The sequence below is a fragment of the Mesorhizobium sp. CA8 genome (assembly GCF_020164955.1).
Lineage (GTDB): Bacteria > Pseudomonadota > Alphaproteobacteria > Rhizobiales > Rhizobiaceae > Mesorhizobium.
Map to the genome: position 1 here is coordinate 92,293 of NZ_JAIUHG010000001.1, position 20,425 is coordinate 112,717.

At 63.1% G+C, this 20,425-nt stretch carries 25 protein-coding genes; 10 read left to right on the forward strand and 15 right to left on the reverse strand.

Annotated elements, in window-relative coordinates; all coding sequences use genetic code 11:
• Positions 1 to 17: 17 nt before the first annotated feature.
• Both LB553_RS00510 and LB553_RS00515 read right to left on the reverse strand, forming a co-directional pair.
• The gene (locus LB553_RS00510; RefSeq protein WP_224509343.1) at positions 18 to 1,265 is read right to left on the reverse strand and encodes a cytochrome P450; all 1,248 of its coding nucleotides are present in this window, start codon (positions 1,263 to 1,265) and stop codon (positions 18 to 20) included.
• Between the two features lie 146 nt (positions 1,266 to 1,411).
• Positions 1,412 to 2,140, reverse strand: a complete 729-nt coding sequence (locus tag LB553_RS00515) for a hypothetical protein (protein ID WP_224509346.1) — start codon at positions 2,138 to 2,140, stop codon at positions 1,412 to 1,414.
• Positions 2,141 to 2,199: 59 nt separating this feature from the next.
• Here LB553_RS00515 and LB553_RS00520 point away from each other — a divergent pair, with 59 nt between their 5' ends.
• Both LB553_RS00520 and LB553_RS00525 read left to right on the forward strand, forming a co-directional pair.
• A complete protein-coding gene (locus LB553_RS00520) occupies positions 2,200 to 2,595 on the forward strand; it encodes a DUF6949 family protein (protein WP_411962215.1) in 396 nt (131 codons plus the stop codon).
• 19 nt (positions 2,596 to 2,614) lie between these two features.
• Positions 2,615 to 3,142, forward strand: coding sequence for a gamma carbonic anhydrase family protein (locus LB553_RS00525; protein WP_224509349.1), 528 nt, complete (start codon positions 2,615 to 2,617; stop codon positions 3,140 to 3,142).
• Between the two features lie 28 nt (positions 3,143 to 3,170).
• On the opposite strand, the gene LB553_RS00530 is transcribed toward LB553_RS00525, so the two are convergent.
• From LB553_RS00530 to LB553_RS00545, 4 genes are all read right to left on the reverse strand, one after another.
• On the reverse strand, positions 3,171 to 3,722 hold the full coding sequence (locus LB553_RS00530) for an ankyrin repeat domain-containing protein (protein WP_224509352.1): 552 nt from the start codon (positions 3,720 to 3,722) through the stop codon (positions 3,171 to 3,173).
• A 258-nt stretch (positions 3,723 to 3,980) separates the two neighbouring features.
• Complete coding sequence (locus LB553_RS00535) at positions 3,981 to 4,586, reverse strand: transglutaminase-like cysteine peptidase (RefSeq protein ID WP_224509355.1); 606 nt, start codon at positions 4,584 to 4,586, stop codon at positions 3,981 to 3,983.
• A gap of 249 nt (positions 4,587 to 4,835) precedes the next feature.
• Positions 4,836 to 5,453, reverse strand: coding sequence for a PilZ domain-containing protein (locus LB553_RS00540; RefSeq protein WP_224509356.1), 618 nt, complete (start codon positions 5,451 to 5,453; stop codon positions 4,836 to 4,838).
• Positions 5,454 to 5,626: 173 nt separating this feature from the next.
• Positions 5,627 to 6,265 carry a PAS domain-containing protein gene (locus LB553_RS00545; RefSeq protein WP_224509359.1) on the reverse strand — a complete coding sequence of 213 codons (639 nt, stop codon included), beginning with the start codon at positions 6,263 to 6,265 and terminating at the stop codon, positions 5,627 to 5,629.
• Positions 6,266 to 6,693: 428 nt separating this feature from the next.
• Between LB553_RS00545 and LB553_RS00550 the strand changes: the two genes are divergently transcribed.
• A complete protein-coding gene (locus LB553_RS00550; RefSeq protein ID WP_224509361.1) occupies positions 6,694 to 7,431 on the forward strand; it encodes a rhomboid family intramembrane serine protease in 738 nt (245 codons plus the stop codon).
• A gap of 235 nt (positions 7,432 to 7,666) precedes the next feature.
• Positions 7,667 to 8,098, forward strand: coding sequence for a CBS domain-containing protein (locus tag LB553_RS00555; protein WP_095767888.1), 432 nt, complete (start codon positions 7,667 to 7,669; stop codon positions 8,096 to 8,098).
• Between the two features lie 55 nt (positions 8,099 to 8,153).
• Here the strand turns inward: LB553_RS00555 and LB553_RS00560 are convergent, their stop codons facing one another.
• Positions 8,154 to 8,411, reverse strand: coding sequence for a YjhX family toxin (locus LB553_RS00560; protein ID WP_224509363.1), 258 nt, complete (start codon positions 8,409 to 8,411; stop codon positions 8,154 to 8,156).
• 282 nt (positions 8,412 to 8,693) lie between these two features.
• Here LB553_RS00560 and gatB point away from each other — a divergent pair, with 282 nt between their 5' ends.
• From gatB to LB553_RS00575, 3 genes are all read left to right on the forward strand, one after another.
• Positions 8,694 to 10,196 (forward strand): Asp-tRNA(Asn)/Glu-tRNA(Gln) amidotransferase subunit GatB, encoded by a 1,503-nt coding sequence (gatB, locus tag LB553_RS00565; protein WP_224509365.1) that lies wholly within the window; start codon positions 8,694 to 8,696, stop codon positions 10,194 to 10,196.
• Between the two features lie 2 nt (positions 10,197 to 10,198).
• Positions 10,199 to 10,687 carry a GNAT family N-acetyltransferase gene (locus LB553_RS00570; protein WP_224510461.1) on the forward strand — a complete coding sequence of 163 codons (489 nt, stop codon included), beginning with the start codon at positions 10,199 to 10,201 and terminating at the stop codon, positions 10,685 to 10,687.
• A 129-nt stretch (positions 10,688 to 10,816) separates the two neighbouring features.
• Positions 10,817 to 11,515 (forward strand): AIM24 family protein, encoded by a 699-nt coding sequence (locus LB553_RS00575; protein ID WP_224509367.1) that lies wholly within the window; start codon positions 10,817 to 10,819, stop codon positions 11,513 to 11,515.
• A 29-nt stretch (positions 11,516 to 11,544) separates the two neighbouring features.
• Here LB553_RS00575 and panC read toward each other — a convergent pair whose 3' ends face one another.
• Both panC and panB read right to left on the reverse strand, forming a co-directional pair.
• The gene (gene panC, locus LB553_RS00580; protein WP_224509370.1) at positions 11,545 to 12,396 is read right to left on the reverse strand and encodes a pantoate--beta-alanine ligase; all 852 of its coding nucleotides are present in this window, start codon (positions 12,394 to 12,396) and stop codon (positions 11,545 to 11,547) included.
• The gene (gene panB, locus LB553_RS00585; RefSeq protein WP_224509373.1) at positions 12,393 to 13,232 is read right to left on the reverse strand and encodes a 3-methyl-2-oxobutanoate hydroxymethyltransferase; all 840 of its coding nucleotides are present in this window, start codon (positions 13,230 to 13,232) and stop codon (positions 12,393 to 12,395) included. The genes panC and panB overlap by 4 nt, the downstream gene beginning before the upstream one ends.
• Before the next feature lie 214 nt (positions 13,233 to 13,446).
• Here panB and LB553_RS00590 point away from each other — a divergent pair, with 214 nt between their 5' ends.
• The 3 genes from LB553_RS00590 to LB553_RS00600 all read left to right on the forward strand — a co-directional run bounded on the left by LB553_RS00590 (position 13,447) and on the right by LB553_RS00600 (position 15,056).
• Positions 13,447 to 13,845 carry an NADH:ubiquinone oxidoreductase subunit NDUFA12 gene (locus LB553_RS00590; RefSeq protein ID WP_224509378.1) on the forward strand — a complete coding sequence of 133 codons (399 nt, stop codon included), beginning with the start codon at positions 13,447 to 13,449 and terminating at the stop codon, positions 13,843 to 13,845.
• A 125-nt stretch (positions 13,846 to 13,970) separates the two neighbouring features.
• The gene (locus LB553_RS00595) at positions 13,971 to 14,603 is read left to right on the forward strand and encodes a DUF2155 domain-containing protein (protein WP_224509381.1); all 633 of its coding nucleotides are present in this window, start codon (positions 13,971 to 13,973) and stop codon (positions 14,601 to 14,603) included.
• 60 nt (positions 14,604 to 14,663) lie between these two features.
• Positions 14,664 to 15,056: a hypothetical protein gene (locus LB553_RS00600; RefSeq protein WP_224509383.1), complete on the forward strand. Its 393-nt coding sequence runs from the start codon at positions 14,664 to 14,666 to the stop codon at positions 15,054 to 15,056.
• On the opposite strand, the gene aat is transcribed toward LB553_RS00600, so the two are convergent.
• The 6 genes from aat to LB553_RS00630 all read right to left on the reverse strand — a co-directional run bounded on the left by aat (position 15,047) and on the right by LB553_RS00630 (position 20,372).
• Complete coding sequence (aat, locus tag LB553_RS00605; protein ID WP_224509386.1) at positions 15,047 to 15,664, reverse strand: leucyl/phenylalanyl-tRNA--protein transferase; 618 nt, start codon at positions 15,662 to 15,664, stop codon at positions 15,047 to 15,049. The two genes, LB553_RS00600 and aat, sit on opposite strands and share 10 nt — an antisense overlap.
• 12 nt (positions 15,665 to 15,676) lie before the next feature.
• Positions 15,677 to 17,020, reverse strand: a complete 1,344-nt coding sequence (gene accC / locus LB553_RS00610; RefSeq protein ID WP_224509389.1) for an acetyl-CoA carboxylase biotin carboxylase subunit — start codon at positions 17,018 to 17,020, stop codon at positions 15,677 to 15,679.
• 19 nt (positions 17,021 to 17,039) lie between these two features.
• Positions 17,040 to 17,498, reverse strand: a complete 459-nt coding sequence (accB, locus tag LB553_RS00615) for an acetyl-CoA carboxylase biotin carboxyl carrier protein (RefSeq protein ID WP_224509392.1) — start codon at positions 17,496 to 17,498, stop codon at positions 17,040 to 17,042.
• 26 nt (positions 17,499 to 17,524) lie between these two features.
• Positions 17,525 to 17,959, reverse strand: coding sequence for a type II 3-dehydroquinate dehydratase (gene aroQ, locus LB553_RS00620; RefSeq protein ID WP_124999875.1), 435 nt, complete (start codon positions 17,957 to 17,959; stop codon positions 17,525 to 17,527).
• Positions 17,960 to 18,090: 131 nt separating this feature from the next.
• A complete protein-coding gene (locus LB553_RS00625) occupies positions 18,091 to 18,900 on the reverse strand; it encodes a DsbA family protein (RefSeq protein ID WP_224509395.1) in 810 nt (269 codons plus the stop codon).
• Positions 18,901 to 18,959: 59 nt separating this feature from the next.
• On the reverse strand, positions 18,960 to 20,372 hold the full coding sequence (locus tag LB553_RS00630) for a M48 family metalloprotease (RefSeq protein WP_224509398.1): 1,413 nt from the start codon (positions 20,370 to 20,372) through the stop codon (positions 18,960 to 18,962).
• Between the last annotated feature and the right edge of the window lie 53 nt (positions 20,373 to 20,425).

Here is a 20,425-nt window from a genome sequence, read left to right on the forward strand (position 1 = left end):
GGCGGATCGTTCGCCGGTCAAAAGGCAACTGCAACCCGTTCCAGCCCGTGAAAATGGTAAGTGTCGCGGAAGCGCGGTGTCTCCGCTAAGCGTAAGTTGGGCAGCCTATCGAACAGCGTCTTCAGCGATACTTGCAACTCCAGCCTGGCCAATGGCGCGCCGATGCAGAAATGGATGCCGGCGCCGAAGGAAACATTCTTCTGGTCCGTGCGGGCCGGATTGAAAGTGTCGGGCTCGGCAAAGGCAAGCGGATCGTGGTTCGCCATGCCGAGCAGCAGCGCGACCATCTCGCCGGGTTTGACCAGGATACCCGGCGAAACCTCTATCTCCTCATAGGCGTAGCGTAGAAACATGTGCAGCGGCGCGTCGTAGCGCAGGCACTCCTCGACCGCCGCGACGTTTTTCTCAGGCGTCTCGAAGAAACGCCGCGGATCGCCGCCTTGCGCGAGGATCGAGCGCACCGCATTGCCTGTCTGGTGCACGGTCGCTTCGTGGCCGGCATTGAGAAGCAGGATCGCCGAGGAAACCAGCTCGTCTTCCGAAAGCTTCTGGCCGTTTTCCTGGGCCTCGATCAGGAGCGACAGCAGATCGTCGCCAGGTTTCTTGCGCCGCTCCGCAATATAGCCCCGCAGGAAGTCGGAAAAATCGCGTGCGGCGCGGTTCGCCGTCTCCTCGGTCTCGCGCGTGCGGCCATGCATGTACATGGCGACCATCCGATGCGACCAGTCGAGCAGTTTCGGCCCCATCTCGACCGGAACGCCGAGCATCTCGGCGATGACGGTGATCGGCAAGGGCGAGGCGTAAGTCGGCAAAAGATCGACGCCGTTTGGCTCGAGGCGGTCGACCAGCTCGTTGGCCAATGCCTCGATCCGCGGCCTGAGTCGCTCGACCTGGCGCGAGACGAAGGCGCGGTTGACCAGCGTTCTGAGCCGCGTATGCACCGGCGGCTCGAGCTCCAGCATGGAATTGGCCTCGATCGCGTCGAACACCACAAGATGTGAGCGGTCGTCGCCCACGCCGCGGCTGTCGGGAATGCCGGCCGGGTTCTGCCGGCCGAAACGGCGGTCGCGCAGCAGCCGATTGACGTCGTCGAAACCGCCAAAGCACCAGAAGCCATAGTCTTCCCAGAATAAGGCGTTGGCGGCGCCATGCAGGAAGGCATAGGCCTCATAAGGGTTCTGCACGAAGGCTGGCTCGTGCGGGTCGAGACGCAGGCGGCGGCTGGCGGGGTCGAAGGCAAGATAGGAAGGCTTCAAATCGGTCATGCCTGACCATTAGCGCGCCTTGTCGGCCCGATGCCAGACCGTATCTTGGCGCACCCGTGAAATCGAACCGTTGAGCCAGATTGCCGGCTTGAAGCGCTGGCTGCGCGCCGAAATGATCTAGTTGGATATTCGGCTAGCCGCCAGCGTCAGTGGCCAGTCTTCAGAATACTCGCCACTTTGGCTGCAATCGCCGCGTCGAGTGCCGGCCAGTTCGCCAGCAGCTCGCGCGGAAAGCGGTAGGTGAGGCTGAGATCGTCGCCGACCTGGATGTCGCGCTCGCAGGGCGCCAGCGATTGCTCCGCGTTCGGGCCGCTGAGGCAACGGGCGACGAAGGGATCCTTGCCGGGACGCTCGGCGACGGCCAGCACCTCGTTGAGATAGCCTGATTTTTCCGTGAAGGCGTAAACCGTCGTGCCGGCCGGGCCGGGCGTGCCCGGCTTTTCGATCAGGGCGCTGTAGATCGGCGCGAAACGACCGCTCATGTCGAGCGACATCATCCGCGGCTCGAACGACAGGAAGATGATCTTCCTGGTCGTCGTATGGTTGAAGTCGTCGCGCGCGGCCGAGCTGTAGCCGTCCATCTCGGGATAGCGCAGATAGAGGTCGAGCCGCGAGGCGATGCCGTCGCGCCTGGCCTGGTCGAAGCGGATGAAGTTTGTCGGCACGCTGATGAGATTGTTGCCCATGACGATCTGGCGCACCGTCGTATCATCTGTATAGCCGGCCATGGCGATTGACCGTCCAAGCCATTTGCCGCCGACGCTGATCGCCACCGAAAGCAGCGCCAGCGCCGCGAAGATGTAGAAGACCCGCTTCATCAGGGTCGAATCGACGACCTCGAAGTCCGGGCTCTCGGCAGCCGTTGCGTCTCTCATTCGCTCTTCCCCGATCCGTCCACCTGTCCTTCGGCGGCACAGCCGGCGCGGCATAGCTCTTGCAGCGCGTTGGCACGACTGTGCGTTTTCATGGTAAACGGTTGGTAAACATGGATCCCGTTGTGCCTGTTCTTTACGCGTTTGCGGTTGGCGTCACGGCTTGCGGGCTGGCCGGATCGGCCATGGAACTTTTGTCCGGCCGGCGCCTGGCCTTTGCCGAACCCTATGTTTCGCCGGTCCATATCCTGCGTTCGCTCGCGGCAACGGCCTGCGCCGGGCCGTTCATGCTCACCAACGAGGCGTTGGCTGCCCGGCGCGAAGGGCGCATCGGCACGATGGCGCTGTTGTCTTGCGGCTGCACGGCCATCGCCTGGGCGCTGGCGCTCGGCGTCGTGCTCATCGCCATTGCATCCTGGGCGACCGAGAACTTAGGGTCTTTTGAATTCGCTGGTTGAGACGATTCGGAGACGAACAATGCCGGTACATGCGATCGATGGGAAGGCGCCCGAGTTCGAAGACGCCGATACGAACTGGATCGCGCCCGACGCCACGCTGATCGGCAACATCCAGATCGGCCGCAATGCCGGCTTCTGGTTCGGCGTCGTCGTCCGCGGCGACGGTGAACCGATCATCATCGGTGCCGACACCAATGTGCAGGAACACACGATCATGCACACCGATCCCGGCTTTCCGCTGACCATCGGCAAAGGCTGCACGATCGGCCACCGCGCTCTGCTGCATGGCTGCACGATCGGGGACAACAGCCTGATCGGCATGGGCGCCATCGTGCTGAACGGCTCCAGGATCGGCAACAACTCGCTGGTCGGCGCCGGCGCCCTGGTGACGGAAAACAAGGTTTTTCCGGACAATTCGCTGATCGTCGGCTCGCCCGCCAAGGTGATAAGGACGCTGGACGAAGCGGCGATCGAGCGGCTGCGCGTCTCGGCGGCCCACTATGTGGCCAATGCCAAACGCTTCAAGGCCAAGCTCAACACAGTGTGACGGCGGCGGGCGGCAACTCCGCCTGTCTTCATCCGCGGCGGCTGTTCATCGCTTCACGCAACAGAAAGGCGCCCGCTTCGAAGCCGGCCTGGTCGGCGCCTTCCAGGGCCGTCTCATAGTCGTCGATGCGGGTCCTCAGCGAAGCGTCCGCGCCTGACAGGAGCAGCAGACGGATCGCCTCGGCGTCACGCCGGGACGCCGCATAGTGCAGGGGCGTCCAATCGTTCACGCCGCGCATGTTCGCGTCGGCGCCGTGCTCGAGCAGGATATGGATGACGTCCAGCCGGTCCGGCCGTTCCGTCGACAACGCTGCGATGATCGAAGGAAAGCCGGCAGGATCCTCGTAGTTCGGGTTCGAACCGGCATCGAGAAGCGCGGCGATGAACGTGGCCGGGCTCCAGTAGATCGCGTATTCTAGCGGATGGCCAAGCCCGAGTTCGAACGGCATCCTCTCGTCGAACCAGCGCGGCGAGCCGCCGAGCGCAACACCCAGGGCCGCGAAGTCTCCGGCCTTGAACGCGTCGTCTATGGCCTTGAACAACAGGTGGCGGGTGCCGCGATCCTCGGGGACTTCTAGCATTGGCTTCATCCGCAACGAACGAGCCATACTGCTCCCATCCGCCTCGGCGGGGAAGGCGTGCCGACCATGGCGCTTCGGCAGCGCAGCGCCGATTAGTTGCAGCCGGCGGGCGGCGACCGAAATGGCGGAGCCGGCCCCGGGGACAGGGGCCGGCTCCTAAAACCCGGTCGTTGGGGACGGGGAGGGTGGGGACTCGACCGGGCTTTCTTCCTGGGCGCGCCGCCGCGTCACGGCGACGTACCCGATCGCTTTGGCGCCTTAGCGGACGCTGGCGACCGCGTCGTCGCGGCCGTCGTTGATCGTCACCCAAACGCCCGAATTCTCGGTCGATTGACGCTTGAGGTAGGTGTAGACCGTATCATTCCAGGCGAGCACTTTTGGCTCGAGATTGTCGAGGATGAATTCGCCGAGGCTGGTGCGCACCGTCAGCACCGCATGGCCGTCGCCATTCGGCTGGCGCACCACCGTCATCAGCAGATTGCCGGCCGGCACGCCCACGGCCATCAGCTCACGGCGCTTCTCCAGCGCGTAATCCTCGCAATCGCCATAACCTTTGTCGGGATAGGCCCAGTATTCCTCGACACCGTAGATCTCCATGTCGGTGCGCGGCTTGACGCGGGTGTTGACCGAATTGTTGACGTTGACCATCGTCGCCCACAGCTTGCGCGTCAGCTCGACCGGCGGACCCTTCGGCGTCCGCTGGTTGCATTCGGCCGGAATGCGCTGGCAGAAATCGTAGTGACCGACCGGCTGGGTGGTGCGGCCACCCGTGTGCATGAAAGCCGGTCCTGCGCTTGCCGTGCCCCACGCGGAAAGCTGCATCGCTATTGCCAAGAGCAACAGCTTGCCCCTCGTCATTTTCATTGTGGTAGTCTCCCCGTTTGAGAAGACTGTGCCACGATGGGATTTATTTGACGCAAAAACGCGAAGCAGACATTGAGTAAAACTCCAATAGAATAAACATAAAATTTGAACTATCGCGATTTTGAATTATTCAGATTTTCTGGGCTTCGTTAGGACTTCACGCGCTCGAGAGCTGCGTCCGGCAGCCCAAAAAGGCAACAAAAAACCGGCCGCCAAGGGCCGGTTCGCTTCGCTACTGGTGAGCTTAGGTCAGGACCGCGGCGCGTTGAATTCCTGGTCGAGTGTTTCCGGACGCTGGATGACCGCGAACTCGATGGCGACGCCGTCCTCGAAATGGCGCACCACCTGGCCACGCATCGTGCCGAGCATAACCTGGACACCGAGGGCCGGCTTGACGTCGATCTCGATCGCAGCGCCCGAGAGCGACAGGTCGATGATGCGACACTGGTACTGACGCCCGTCGGTAAGCTGCAGAACGCTCATCGGATTGCGCGGCGCCACGCGCTCGTGGCGGCGGTCCTCGGGCAGGTCGAGCTCATGCTTGTTGGCAAGCCAGGTAAGCTGCGCGGCAAGCTTGTCTTTCTTGCGATCCGAGGCGATGACGGTCATGGCGAAACCGTCCTGCGACGTGCGTGTCACAATGCCTTCGACGCGACCGATATGGTCGATATAGGCGATGACCTTCTCGCCCGGCTTGCCGATACGTTCCGTGCGCAACGCCACGTTGCCGGGCGACATATCGATCACCTGGCAGGGATGTTCGGTGCGGTCTTCCAACATGAAACGTCCGTAAATCTTGACGCGGACACGCTGGAAATTGCGCCGCTCAGCTCGTGACGGCGCATATTCTACCGCCGCTGACCTCATGACTGCCTACACCCCGTTGGCATTCCGCGCGACGATGCGAGGAATTTCGCCCGAAAAGCTACAGCAATGCAGGTTAACAAACGGGAAAAGTCGGCCGCACAAGCCTGGCCCAGGAGGCCTCGGGACGCGCAAAAATTGGCCTCGGGGGAAGGGTAAATCCCGCGCGGCCAGGTTCATTCGTGACGCCCGCCGTCGAGGACGACGAGATGGCGGATGCGGCGCACGCGGCCGAGCGCCGGAATAGTCTCGGGAGGATCGAATTCGGCCGGAACGAGCGAGGGGACGTCGATCGCCGGACGGTTCTTCAGGAACATCGGCTCCTTGTCGGGGTCAATCACCCGGATGGTATCGATGAGCGCATCGGTGATCGGATCGGCGCCAAGCCAGAACGGCTTGTCGGCGGTGCTGATGATGCCAAGGCAGCGCTGGTTTTCGGCGCCCCCATCCAGCGGCAGCGACAGGAGCTCGAATTTGTTGGAGCGGCCGTTCCGGCTGAATCCCTCATAGGTCATGAGCAGGACCGACCTCTGATCGAAAACGCCTTGCATCAGCCGCGACATCAGCCGCTGGTCCTTCTCGCGCCAGAGCGAAGGGAAGGAGAAGCCTTTGAGCTCCCGGCCGTAATAGGCGCAGAGCCTTGTGCCGGCCAGCCGGAACACCGCTTCGCCACGCGTATCGCGCTCGAGGATGAAGGTGTCGGCCAGAAGCGACTTGATGTCCGCCGGCTCCACCTCCGATCGCTTCGGGGCGAGGCGGCCATCACGCAGCTGGTTCCAATATTGGAACAGCGCGATCGATCCTTTTTCGTTCATGTCCATCCTGCTCCGCACAACCTGTCTTTTGATGTCCCATCGGCGAACAGACAGGGCGCCCTCCGATGACCTTCATGCGGTGCGGAGCAGGATGCGTGCCAGTATCGTTAACGTTTGTTCACGCCTCGGGGCCGTTAAGGTTAACAAGTGGTTTACATTGCGTGCCGCCGAGGCCTGTGGCACACCAAAACCACTCCAAAACGGTCGTTCTCGCAGCGATCGGCAGCACTGCAGCCACGAGTTTATGGGGAGCAGGGGGACTCGACCGGCCGTTCAGGGAATTCCTGGACGGCCTTCTTTTTGATTCGTCCCTGTTCTGATTCGCGCTTTTTTCTGCGCGCGCGCTGTGGCGAATAGCCGTTTGTGATTCGAAAGGGCGTGATCTACATGCTCGTCGAAATCCCGAGTCCCCTAACCTGCAAGGGTGCATGAGCGAGCCCGTAAGCCCCACTGAAAACGAACCGCTGCCGGAAGAGGCTTCCGAGCCGCCGCGCCGCGAACCCGTCTTCAACCTGCCGCCCGCAGTCCTGGCGGTGATCGGCATCTGTGTGGCTGTCCACCTGGTGCGTGTGTATCTGCTGACCGACGATCAGGATTTTGCCCTGCTCGTCCGAGCAGCCTTCGTCCCCATTCGCTATTCCGGCCGATATGACTTCGATTTATATGCCTTTTCCAGTCCGTTCACCTATGCGTTCCTGCATGGCGGCGTGGCGCATCTGTTGATCAACATGATCTGGCTTGCCGCTTTTGGTTCGCCTTTGGCCAATCGATTTGGCACGCTGCGCTTCGCGTTGTTCTTCGCGGTAACGAGCCTCGCATCGGTGGCGCTCTTCTGGGCGCTGCATCCGCTTGGCGAGGTGCCGTTGGTTGGTGCGTCGGGCGCGATCTCCGGCATGATGGGGGCGGCGGCGCGCTATGGTTTTCGCGTCGACCGTTCATCCGGCAGGGCGGCCTTCGCCGGCGAGCCCTTGCCGATCGCGGCGGTATTGCGCTCGCGCGGCGTCATGACCTTTCTGGGAGTCTGGATGGTCATAAATCTCGCTACGGGCCTGCTCGGCTTCGCACCGGGACTAGAAGGCCAGATCGCTTGGGAAGCGCATATCGGCGGCTTCGTTGCCGGCTTTTTCGGACTGCGTTTCTTCGACCGCCCGCTGGCTGCCGCCTAGAGCATGATCCCGAAAAGTGGGAACCGGTTTTCGGAGAAGATCATGCTCCAACAAAGAGATAGATCAGGATAGCGATTCAACGAGAAGTCATCCTGATCTAGTCCTTAGGCGCACTTGAAATGCAACCAATGACGGCGCACGATGTTGCCTAAGCACCCAGTGTCTTCCTAAGGGCGCCGGGGCTCAGAAGCCGGTTGGGCGGGGGGAGCCGGCGTCAAAGGCTGAGGAGGACGCCATGACGGTTAAGGCAATTCTTGAAAGCAAGGGCCATGACGTGTTCACGCTCGGGCCCAATGAGAAACTCAGCGAGGCCATTCGCATGCTGGCCGAGCATAGGATCGGCGCGCTCGTCATCACCAATGGCGACCGCAAGATCGTCGGCATTCTCTCGGAGCGCGATATCGTCAGGGTCGTGGCCAAGGAGGGCGCCGCCGCGCTCGACATTCCCGTGCGCTCGGCAATGACTCCGAAGGTCAAGATCTGCAACGAAAACCACACCGTCAACGAGGTGATGGAGATCATGACGAGAGGCCGCTTCCGCCATCTGCCGGTGGAGAAAAACGGCCTGCTCGACGGCATTGTCTCCATCGGCGACGTGGTCAAGCGCCGCATCGAGGATGTCGAGCGCGAGGCCGAGGAGATCAGGGCCTACATCGCTACCGCCTGAGCAGGCAGGGCGAGGAAGCCGCCGGCTGTTTCCAGCCGGCGGCTTGTGGCACGTTCTATCGGTTGTCGAGCTCGGCGCGGACCAGTTGGAGCCCGCGTCGGGTAATGCGGTAAGGACCGCCATCGGTCGAGGAAACCGCTTTCTTGCGCCTGAGCTTCCGAAAGAGTTCCAGGTCGAAACCCGGATAGCGCCAGCCATCGCGGGTCAGGCACCGGACCGCGGCGATCTTCCTGCTCTCGTTCTTTTCGATTTCTATGCGCCCGCCTTGCGCGAGAAGGTGCAGGATGCGCTGCTCGTTGCGCGAAATGTCCATTGGAGAATTCCCGGGAAAAACAACAAAAGCCGCCGCCGCAAGACATCGCGGCACGGGTTTCAGGTTTTTCTGCCCTGCCTCGCTTATGAGGTCAGGGCTTCACCGGGACTGAGCGTAAGTGGACATCCACTCTCCATTGGAATGGATGTCCTATAAGCGAAGGTGGCGGAAAAGGCCAGCCCGCGGCCTTTGCGCTTGTCTCGTAGGGCTGTTTGCACTAGCGAAGTTGCGCACCGAAATATGCGTTCTGCATATCGCGAATTCTAAGTACGCAGGCCATCCATGAGCATCATCGACACCCGCACCCCCGACGCAAAACGTCTGATCCCCGGCGCCACCGGCGACTGGGAGATCGTCATCGGGCTCGAAGTGCATGCGCAAGTGATCTCGCAGGCCAAGCTCTTCTCTGGCGCCTCGACCTCCTTCGGCGCGGCGCCCAACGGCAATGTCAGCCTTGTCGACGCGGCGATGCCGGGCATGCTGCCGGTCATCAACGAGGAATGCGTCAAGCAGGCGATCCGCACCGGACTCGGTCTGAAGGCCGCGATCAATCACAAGTCGGTCTTCGACCGGAAGAACTATTTCTATCCGGACCTGCCGCAGGGCTACCAGATCTCGCAGTACAAGCAGCCGATCGTCGGCGAAGGCAAGGTGATTGTCTCCGTCGGCCCCGACCGCCAGGGCGAGTTCGAGGATATCGAGGTCGGCATCGAGCGCCTGCATCTGGAACAGGATGCCGGCAAGTCCATTCACGATCAGCACCCGACCATGTCCTATGTCGATCTCAACCGCTCTGGCGTCGCGCTGATGGAGATCGTCTCCAAGCCCGATATCCGCTCGGCCGACGAAGCCAAGACCTATGTCACCAAGCTGCGGTCGATCATGCGCTATCTCGGCACCTGCGACGGCAACATGGACGAAGGCTCGCTGCGCGCCGACGTCAACGTCTCGGTCCGCCGTCCGGGCGGCGAGTTTGGCACGCGCTGCGAGATCAAGAACATGAACTCGATCCGCTTCATCGGCCAGGCCATCGAATACGAGGCGCGCCGGCAGATCGCCATTCTGGAAGACGGCGGCAAGATCGTTCAGGAGACGCGCCTGTTCGATCCGGTCAAGGGCGAGACGCGTTCGATGCGCTCGAAGGAAGAAGCGCATGATTATCGCTATTTCCCGGATCCCGACCTTCTGCCGCTGGAGTTCGACCAAGCCTATGTCGATGCGCTCGCCAAGGACCTGCCGGAACTGCCCGACGACAAGAAGGCGCGGCTGGTCGATGTGCTCGGCCTTTCGGCCTATGATGCCTCGGTGTTGGTTTCGGAAAAGCCGATCGCCGATTATTTCGAGAAGGTGGCGGCGGGGCGCGACGGCAAGCTCGCCGCCAACTGGGTCATCAACGATCTCCTGGGCCAGCTGAACAAGGCCGGCAAGGATATTGAAAATGCTCCGGTTTCGCCCGAGCAGCTCGGCGCTGTTCTCGACCTGATCAAGGAGGGCACGATTTCCGGCAAGATCGCCAAGGACCTGTTCGAGATCGTCTGGAACGAGGGCGGCGATCCGCGCCAGCTCGTCGAGAGCCGCGGCATGAAGCAGGTCACCGACACCGGTGCCATCGAGAAGGCCGTCGACGAGGTCATCGCCGCCAACCCGGACAAGGCCGAGCAGGCGCGCGCCAAGCCGACCATGGCCGGCTGGTTCGTCGGCCAGGTGATGAAGGCGACCGGCGGCAAGGCCAACCCGCAGGCGGTGAACGACCTCGTCAAGGCCAAGCTCGGCATCGAGGGTTAATGATGTTCGTGCGCACGGCGAGCGAACGTGATCTCGCAGCCGTCCGTGCGTTGCTGGTCGAGACCTGGCACGCCACTTACGACGCCATCTATGGCGTCAAGCGGGTAACTGAAATCACGGATGACTGGCATTCGATCGCCTCGCTCAAGGCGCGGCTGACGCGCCCGAATTCCGAGTTCCTGGTGGCTGACGACGGCAAGCGGCTCGGCGGCATGGCGTTCGCCGCCGCCACCACCGACCCGAAGATCGTCCTTTTGAGCCAGCTCTATGTGCATCCGACCTGCCAGCGGCAGGGGATCGGCCAGTCCCTGCTCGATGAAGTCGAAGCCAGTTTTCCGGAGATGGATACGCTGCGCCTCGAAGTCGAGGAAGCAAATGCGGTGGCGATCGCCTTCTACGAAGCGAATGGGTTCCGTCCGGCAGGCAGGACCGCCGATTGCGGCGGCAATTCGGGATTGCCCGCCCTCATCATGGAGAAGCGGCTCCGCTAAGTCGGCGGCGAGCCCCCATTCATCGCGCGGTTTTGATTTGATCGCGCCGACCCGCGTGGTCAAGGCTGCGCATCGCCGGTGTCCCGCTCTCCACTAGGCGGAGGCGTCGCCGGCAAATGGGGGATTGCCATGCCGAGCTTGCCGGAACTGATGCCGACCGAGGTGTCGGATGAGACTTTTGGCGGCGTGACTTATCACGTCGCCGGCGAACTGGTGCCGGTGCTGTCGGTCGACGTGACCAACATGCCGGTCTATTTCGAGCATCACATCCTGCTCTGGAAGAATACCACCATCACCATCGGCCTGAAATCGCTAAAGGGCGCGCTGAAGCGCATGATCGCCGGCATGCAGATATTCGTCACCGAGGCGTCCGGGCCGGGCATCATCGCCTTCAGCCGTGACGGCCCCGGCCATATCGTGCCGATCCACCTTCGGCGCGGCGAGGAGATCCAGGTGCGTGAGCACCAGTTCCTCGCCGCGACCGCGAGTGTCGACTACTCTTTCGAGCGGGTGCGTGGATTGGGAACGATGCTGTTCGGCCAGAGCGGCTTCTTCATCGACCGTTTCCGCGGCGAGACAGGTGACGGCATCGTCTGGCTGCATGGCTACGGCAATGTCTTCGAGAAGGTGCTGGCAGCGGGCGAGACCATCGACATCGAGCCGGGCGGCTGGCTGTTTAAGGACGCTTCGGTGAAGATGGATACGAGGATCGACCGGCTTTCCAGTGGCTTCTTCGGCGCCGCCATGAATTTCGTCGTCAATCGCTTCACCGGGCCGGGCCGCGTCGGCATCCAGTCGATGTATCTGCATATGCCGTCGGAAGAGTAGGCGGCGAGCCTGATCGAACGATTGTCCGATCAGGCGGAGGGAATTTCCACATTGTCGATCAGCCGGGTCGTGCCAAGCCAGGCCGCGGCGAGCAGGCGGCCGTCACGATTGCGCTGCCAGGGTCCGAGCGTGACGCTCGCGCGGGCGGCGACATAGTCGACCTTTTGAAAGCCGGCTGAGACGAGCGCCTTTGCGGCATCTTCGGTGGCGCCGGCCTCATCCGTGCCGGCTGAAAGCGTCGCCGCCGTGCGGCGCAGGACCACGTTGAGCTTGCGCGCGATTTCGAGCTCGGTCGCGCCGAGATAGGCATTGCGCGACGACATGGCGAGGCCGTGAGTGTCACGCACGGTCGGCGCGCCGATGATCTCAACCGGCAGGTCGAGATCGCGGCAGAGCTGCCTGACGACGCAGAGCTGCTGGTAGTCTTTCTCGCCGAACACGGCGCAATCGGGCGCCGCCTGCAGGAAGAGCTTGGCCACCACGGTCGCGACGCCGTCGAAGAAGCTCGGCCTGAAGTCGGTTTCAAGGCCGCGGGAGGGGCCACCTACCGAGATCTTTGTGGCGAAGCCTGCAGGGTACATTTCGCTCACGCCGGGCGTGAAGGCGAGATGCGCGCCGGCGTCGTGCAGCCGGTCGAGGTCGCGCGCCAACTGGCGCGGATACTTGTCGAGATCTTCCGTCGGCGCGAACTGCGCCGGATTGACGAAGATCGAGACCACGCAGCGTTCGGCCCGTTCCAGCGCGATCCTGACCAGTGAGATATGGCCGTCATGCAGCGCGCCCATGGTCGGCACCATGGCGACCTTGAGGCCGGCCTGCCGCCAGTTCCGGACCTGCGCCCGAAGGGCGGTAACGCTGTCGATGACGATTGGCGCGTTCATGCCTTGTCCTTGCCGGAGACCGCCGTGAAGACGTGATCGGGGCCGGGGAAAGCGCGGCTGCGCACCTCGGCGGCGTAGCGCGCCGCCGCATCCGCTATCGCGCTGCGCAAGTCGGCGTATTCCTTGACGAATTTCGGCACGCGGTCGACGGTCATGCCGACCATATCGTCGATCACCAGGATCTGGCCATCGCAGTCGGCGCTGGCGCCGATGCCGATGGTCGGTATGGAAATATGACGGGTAAGCTTCGCGGCCACGGCCTCCATCGTGCCCTCGATGACGACAGAGAAGGCGCCGGCTTCTTCCACCGCCTCGGCATCAAGCAAAAGGGCAGCGATATTGTCCTCCGTCCGGCCCTTGATCTTGTAGCCGCCGTCCTTCTCCACCGATTGCGGCTGCAGGCCGATATGGCCCATGACGGGTATTCCTTCGGCGACGATCGCCGCGATCTGGGCTGCCATGCCGACGCCGCCTTCGAGCTTCACGGCCTGGCAGCCTGTTTCCTCGACGATGCGCCGCGCGGAGGCGAGGGCCTGGCTGGCCGACGCCTCATAGCTGCCCGCCGGCATGTCGACCACCACGCAGGCCTTGACCGAGCCGCGCATCACGGCCTGGCCGTGCGCGATCATCATCTCCAGCGAGGCGCCGAGCGTGGTGGCGTGGCCATGCAGGACCATGGCGACGCTGTCGCCGACCAGGAGCAGGTCGACGTGCGGATCGAGCAGGCGCGCGACAGGATAGGTGTAGGCGGTGAGGCACACGATCGGCACGCCGCCCTTGCGGCGGCGAATGTCTTCGGCGCTGATCCGGCTGTCGGCGGGCGGATCCCGGCTCAATCCTCACCTCCCTAAAGGCGCGCCCGAAACGCGCCGGGCCGAGCTTTAGAAAGACAGGCAACGCTTGGCAAGCCGCGTTGCCGCCGGCAGGGCAACTGCATCGATTTAGCGCATGGAGCATTTCCACTCGGGCTGTGGCAAAACCCTTGCCTTCGCGGTGACGTGACGCCATAAGCAGGGCAAAGGCGCAGCCGCTGACGCCGCGAGGATCTGGATGAAAACTTTCCTGCTGCAGTTCTTCACCTGGTGGAACAGCCAGACGCTCGGCACCCGCTTCCACACCTGGCGCTTCGGCAGGAGGGTCGGCGAGGACGAGGCCGGTAACGTCTACTATGAAGGCGGCATCGATTCGGAAGGCCGCACCCGCCGCTGGGTCATCTATCGCGATTATTCGGAAGCCTCGAAGATCCCGCCGGGCTGGCATGGTTGGATCCACCATCGCGTCGATACACCTCCATCGAGCGAGAACTACAAGGCTCGCGAGTGGCAGAAGGAGCATCGGCCGAACCTGACCGGCACGCCCGGCGCCTATCGTCCGCAGGGTTCCATCCTGACCAACCAGCATCGCCCGCAGGTGACCGGCGACTACGACGCCTGGACGCCGGGATCGTAATCCACGTCCCAGACGCCGCTTCGGTCCTTTGTCGCCACAATTGGCGTTTAGCTGCTTGCTGATTGCGCAGCCTCGACTAGCCTTGGGCGTTGAAGAATCACCCGGGCACAACCACCGGTATTTGCATGAGCTCTCCTAAGCAATTCCAGGAAAAGTGCGCAGCGGTTTTCCGTCCGGAATTGCGCTCCAGGATTCCAAGCCATATCTCAAAGGCGCTCATCGCGGCGACGTCCATTCTGCTTGCCTCGACGGCAGCCTTCGCCGCTGCGCAGGCGCCGGTCCCTGCGCCTGCCGCCTCAGACCGCATCACCAATCCGGTGGCCGAGTTCGCCGGCATCGACAAGATAACCGGCCGCATCATTACCTTCGACGTCTATATCGACGAGACCGTGCAGTTCGGCGCTTTGCAGGTGACGCCTCGCGTCTGCTATTCGCGGCCGGATACGGAGCAGCCGAAGACCGATTCTTTCGTCGAGGTCGACGAGATCACGCTCGACCGTAAGATCCGCCGCATCTTCACCGGCTGGATGTTTGCCGAAAGCCCAGGCCTCAACGCCGTCGAGCACGCCGTCTATGACGTCTGGCTCAAGGGCTGCAAGCAGAAGTCGGACGTGCCGCCGCCGACCGCGGCCAAGGCCGACACGGCCAAGCCCAAGACCCAAGCCGCCAAGCCCAAGGCTGCGGCGCAACCGGCCGACGCCGCGTCCGAGCCGGCTGAGGCGGCCCCGGAGCCGGACGACACGACCGACACGAACTGATCTCGGAACCTGCCCGCCTTTGAGCCGTTGCAAATCTGCGAAGGCGAGGAGGGTTCCGCGATGACAGCCACGAAGCCGATTACCGCCAACAAGCAGGAGCTTCTCGACATCGAGAGGGGCTTTTGGTCAGGCGATTCCGCCTATTATGAAGCCAATGCCGACGTGGAGTGCCTGGTGGCGTTCCCGCAGATGGTGCAGGCGATGACCAACGCCGATCTCGCAAAGACGGCGACCAAGCCTAACAGATGGCGCGACCTCGATATCAAGCTGAAGGGCATGGTCGAGCCGGGCAGCGATATCGTCATGCTCACTTACGAAGCGCGCGCCACGCGGGAAAATGGCGAGCCCTATGCGGCTCTCGCCAGCACTGGCTACGTCCATCGCGCCGACGGCTGGAAGATGATGTTCCATTCGCAAACGCCGATCGAGGCGGCAGAACAAACTCAAGGATAAAAGACGGCCTCGCCCCTCAGCGCCTCGGCGAGCATTTTCTCATATTGGCCGCGCGGCACGTCGACGGCGCCGAAGCGCTTCAAATGCTCGGTCGTGAACTGCGTGTCGAGCAGCGCGAAGCCGCGCGCCTTGAGCCGCTCGACGAGATAGTAGAGACAGGTCTTCGACGCGTCGGTCTCCCTGGCGAACATGCTCTCGCCGAAGAACACGCGTCCGAGCGAAACGCCATAGAGGCCGCCGACCAGCCGGTCCTCGCGCCAAGCCTCGACCGAATGGCAGTGACCTAGGCGATAGAGCTCGACATAGGCTTCGCGGATCGGCGCGTTGATCCAGGTCGAGCGGCGCTCCTCGCGCCTTTCGGCGCAGCCGTCGATCGTCGCTTCGAAATCGAAGTCGTAGCGGATCTCGAACGGATGTTTGCGGATCGTCTTCTTCAGGCTGCGCGGTATGTGGAACCCGTTCAGCGGAATGATGCCGCGCGTTTCCGGCCGCACCCAGAACACTTCCGGGTCGTTGGCGCTCTCGGCCATCGGAAAGACGCCGGAAGCGTAAGCCCGAAGCAGCAGGTCGGTCGGAATGCGATAGCCTGGTGCGTAGGGGCGGGTCATCGCATCCCCGTGCTATTCACCCTTGGCCAGATATTTTTCCAGCCAGTGGATGTCGTAGTCGCCATTGGCGATGTCGGGATTGCCGACAAGGTCGCGAAACAGCGGCAGCGTCGTCTTGATACCATCGACGACGAATTCGTCGAGCGCGCGGCGCAGCCGCATCATGCATTCGACGCGGTTGCGGCCGTGCACGATCAGCTTGCCGATCAAGCTGTCGTAATAAGGCGGGATCTTATAGCCGGAATAGACGCCGGAATCGACGCGGATGCCGAGGCCGCCGGGCGTATGGAAATGCGTGATCGTGCCGGGCGAGGGCGTGAAGGTGCGCGGGTCCTCGGCATTGATACGGCACTCGATGGCATGGCCATTGAACTTGATGTCTTCCTGCCTGACCGACAGTCCGCCGCCCGAGGCGACGCGGATCTGCTCGTGCACGAGGTCGATGCCGGTGATCGCTTCGGTCACCGGATGCTCGACCTGCAGGCGCGTGTTCATCTCGATGAAATAGAACTCGCCATTCTCGTAGAGGAACTCGATCGTGCCGGCGCCGGAATAACCAAGATCGGCGATGGCCCTGGCGCAGATGTCGCCGATGCGCGAGCGTTCCTCCGCATTGAGCGCCGGCGAGTTGGCCTCCTCCCACACCTTCTGGTGGCGCCGCTGCAGCGAGCAGTCGCGCTCGCCGAAATGCACGCCGCGGCCGGCACCGTCGCCGAACACCTGCACCTCGATATGGCGCGGCTTCTGCAGATATTTCTCGATATAGACCGCATCGTCGCCGAACGCCGCGCCCGCTTCCGACTTCGCCGTCTGCAGCGCCACTTCGAGGTCCGCTTCGGTATGCGCCACCTTCATGCCGCGGCCGCCGCCGCCGGCGGAGGCCTTGATGATCACCGGATAGCCGATCTCGGCGGCGACGCGCTTGGCTTCCTTGTCCTCGTTGATCGCGCCGTCGGATCCTGGCACGACGGGGATGCCGAGACGCTTTGCCGTGCGCTTGGCCTCGATCTTGTCGCCCATGATGCGGATATGATCGCCCGACGGGCCGATGAAGGTGATGTTGTGGGCGGCGAGAATGTCGGCGAACTTGGCGTTCTCCGACAGGAAGCCGTAGCCCGGATGCACCGCGTCGGCGCCGGTAATCTCGCAGGCGGCGACGATCTGGTGGATGTTGAGATAGCTTTCGCGCGAGGGCGGCGGGCCGATGCACACGCTCTCGTCGGCAAGCCGCACATGCATGGCGTCGGAATCCGCGGTCGAATGGACGACCACCGTCTGGATACCGAGCTCCTTGCAGGCGCGCAGCACCCGGAGTGCGATTTCGCCGCGATTGGCGATGAGGATTTTCTGGAACATCTTTTGGTTGTTCCCGGCTCTACTCAAGAACCACCAGCGGCATTCCGTATTCGACCGGCTGGGCGTCCTCGATGAGGATCGCCGTCACCGTGCCGGCACGCGGCGAGGGGATCTGGTTCATCGTCTTCATCGCTTCGATGATGAGCAGCGTTTGGCCTTCCTTCACCTTCTGGCCGATCTCGACGAACGGCTTGGCGTCGGGCGAGGGCGCCAGATAGGCTGTGCCGACCATCGGCGAGGGCACGGCGTTCTTCGACGGGTCGGCAGGCGCGGTGGCGGACTGAGCCGCTGCGGTCGCCGGAGCCGCGGCGGGCGCCGGCAGCGGCGCTGCAACCGCGTGGACGGCCTGCGACTGGCGCGAGACACGCACCTTGAGGTCGCCGAGCTCGACCTCGATCTCGGTCAGATTGGTGTCGTTCAGAATGCCCGCCAGATCGCGGATCAGCTGCTGGTCAACACCGTTCTTTTTTATCGACATTTTCGAGCCTTCTGTTTGGGGGCCGGTCACAGGCGTGCCGCCAGTGCCTGCAGCGCGAGCGTGTAGCCGAGCGGCCCGAACCCGCAGATCATGCCGACAGCGACCGGCGCGACCATGGAGACGTGGCGGAAGGGCTCCCGCGCGTGGATATTGGAAAGATGGACTTCCGCGACGGGCAGCGGCGCGATGGCGCGGATGGCGTCGTGGATAGCGATCGAGGTGTGGCTGTAGGCGCCGGGATTGATGACGATGCCTGCCGCCTTGTCGCCGGCTTCCTGGATCCAGTCGACCAGATCGCCCTCATGGTTGGACTGGCGAAAATCAATCTCGAGCCCGAGCGCGGCGCCGGCTGCCTTGCAGTCCTCGGCGATGGCCGCAAGCGTCTTGCCACCATAGATCCCCGGCTCGCGTTTGCCGAGCGCATTGAGATTGGGACCGTTGAGGACGAAAATCGTTTTCAATATGGCGACCTTGTTCTACGCCGGCCCCGAGCCGGCGCACTGGCCTCTATAATGGGCATAGCCGCCCGCGAAAAGAGCGCAAGTGCGTTCTTGCGCTGTCCACAGCGGCCGGCTCTCGCATCCGCAAGCGCTTACAGCGCGCTCTTGGCCTCTTCGATCTTTTCCGCCAGAACCTGCTGGCCGAGTGCTCCGAAGACCACCTCGTTGCCGACGACATAGGACGGCGTGCCGGTGATAGATAGTTTCGTCGCAAGGTCATAGGTGCGCGACAGCGTTTCGGCGATGCGCGGATCCTTCATCTTCTCGCGCAGTGCCGCCTCGTCGGCGCCGAGCGAAAGCGCCACCTTGATGGCGGTTGCTTCGGTGGCGCGGCCCTGGCCGCCGAGCAGCGTGGTGTGGAACTCGCCGTATTTCTCCGGATGCATCAGGTGGAACGCCATGGAGACGACGCTGGCCTTCTGCGAATCCGGGCTGAGGATCGGGAACTCCTTGAGCACGAAGCGCAGGTCCGGGTCGGATTTGGTCAGCGCCTGCATGTCCTCGATGGCGCGTTTGCAGAAGCCGCAATTGTAGTCGTAGAACTCGACGATCGTGACCTTGCCCTTCGGGTTGCCGACGACGCCGTCGAAGGTGGAGTTGAAGATCTCGTCCTTGGAATTCTTGATGACGCCGAGTGCCGCGAGCCGCTGCTCTTCCTTCTGCTTGGCCTCGAGCGCGTCCTGCACCTCGAGCAGAACCTCGGGGTTCTTCAACAGGTAGTCGCGGATGATGCCCTCGACCTCCTTGCGATCGATCTTGGTGTCGGTGGAGGACGTGACCTGCGCGATTTGCACGGTGTCGGCCTTCGCAGCCTGCGGGTTTCCCGCGACGAAGCCGAAGGCCAGCATGCCAAGCGCCACCGCCAGACCGCCGGCACTGCCAAGCAGGATTGCCCTGTTCATGATTGTCTATCCTTTTGCCTGTCCCGGTGCGCCCTGGTCGCGGCCAATCCCCGGGAGGTTCATTTGAGTTTGTTCGATGGCGTGAAGTTTATAATATCCTGAGCGCGGACCCAGCGGGGTTCGCCGCGCTTCAATTTCTGTTGAGCGCGCATGGCGAAGATCTTCGCGTTCTTGTAATCGCCCGAATAGTAATGGCCCTCGGCGGTGGCGAGATCCGCAGCCGGAATGTCGCCGAGTTCGCCATAGGCCTGCGCGAGAAAGCGATAAGCATCGGAATTCTCTCTGTCCCGCCCAACGCCGTTGTTGAGCTGGGTGACCGCCTTCTTGAGCGAATCGGGTGTACCGACCGCCATCAGCGCCTGGCCGAGGGAGACCAACAGCAGGCCGGAGCGTGCGGGGTCGAGGCTAACCGCCTTGGCATAGGCGTCCGCCGCGTCCTTCGGCTTGTTGATCTTCATCAGGATGTCGCCGCGCAACTCCTGGAAATAGGGGTTCTTCGGCTGCTCCTTGATCAGCGCCGCCGTCTTGGTCAGTGCCGCGCCCGGATTGCCATAGAGATAGGTCTGCTGCGCGTCGCCATAGCGGGCGGCGAGGCTGCTCGGGTTCTTGCGCATCAGCCGCGCGACGGCTGCCTGGCCCTGCATATAGGCGGCGATCTTGATGCGCATCATGTCGTGCCGCTGCTGCAGCGCCGGCGGGTCGATCGTGTTGACGAAGGGGCTCTGCTTGACGAGCGCTTCGAGGTTGGCGATGCGCTCCTGCGGCATCGGGTGGCTGATCCGGTAGGGGTCGACCTGGGTGCCGGCGAGCGACAGCGCGCTCTGGAAGCGGCCGAAGGTCTTCAGCATGCCCATGCCGGATTGGCCGGTGGCGTTGAGATAGGTGATCGCCGAACGGTCGGCGGTGATCTCTTCGGTACGCTGATAGGCAAGGATCGAGCGCTGCGCCATCTCGCCGCCGCCCGCGGCGACGCCCATGCCGGCGCCGGCAAGGCCGCGGCTGTTGGTGGTGGCGCCGGCCACCATGGCGCCGGCGCCAAGCAGCGTGGCGATGATGGCCATGGTCTTGGCGCGGTCAAGCTGGTCACGCAACTTCTGCTGATGCCCACCGGCGAGGTGGCCGGCCTCGTGCGCGATGACGCCGATGATCTCGTTTGGCGTCTCCGCGGTTACCAGCGCGCCGGTGTTGATGAACAGTCGCCGTCCTGTGACGAAGGCGTTGAAGCTCTGGTCATTGACCAGGACGATGTCGATGCCGTCATTGGCGAGCCCCGCCGCCTTGAAGATCGGCCGGGCATAGTCGCGCACCAGCGCCTCGATCTCGGCGTCGCGCACCACCGGCACGCCTTGCGCGAAGGCACTGACCGAGTTCGACACCGCAACGGCGGCGGCAAGCATAAGCGTCGCGAAACCGCGCGCGGTTCGGCTGAGGGAGGTCGAGTTGCCAATCGATGGTCGGGGTCGGCTCAACATAGGTCCACTGGTAGACGAGCGGGCGAAAGATGAAAAGTCGGCGCCGGCAACTT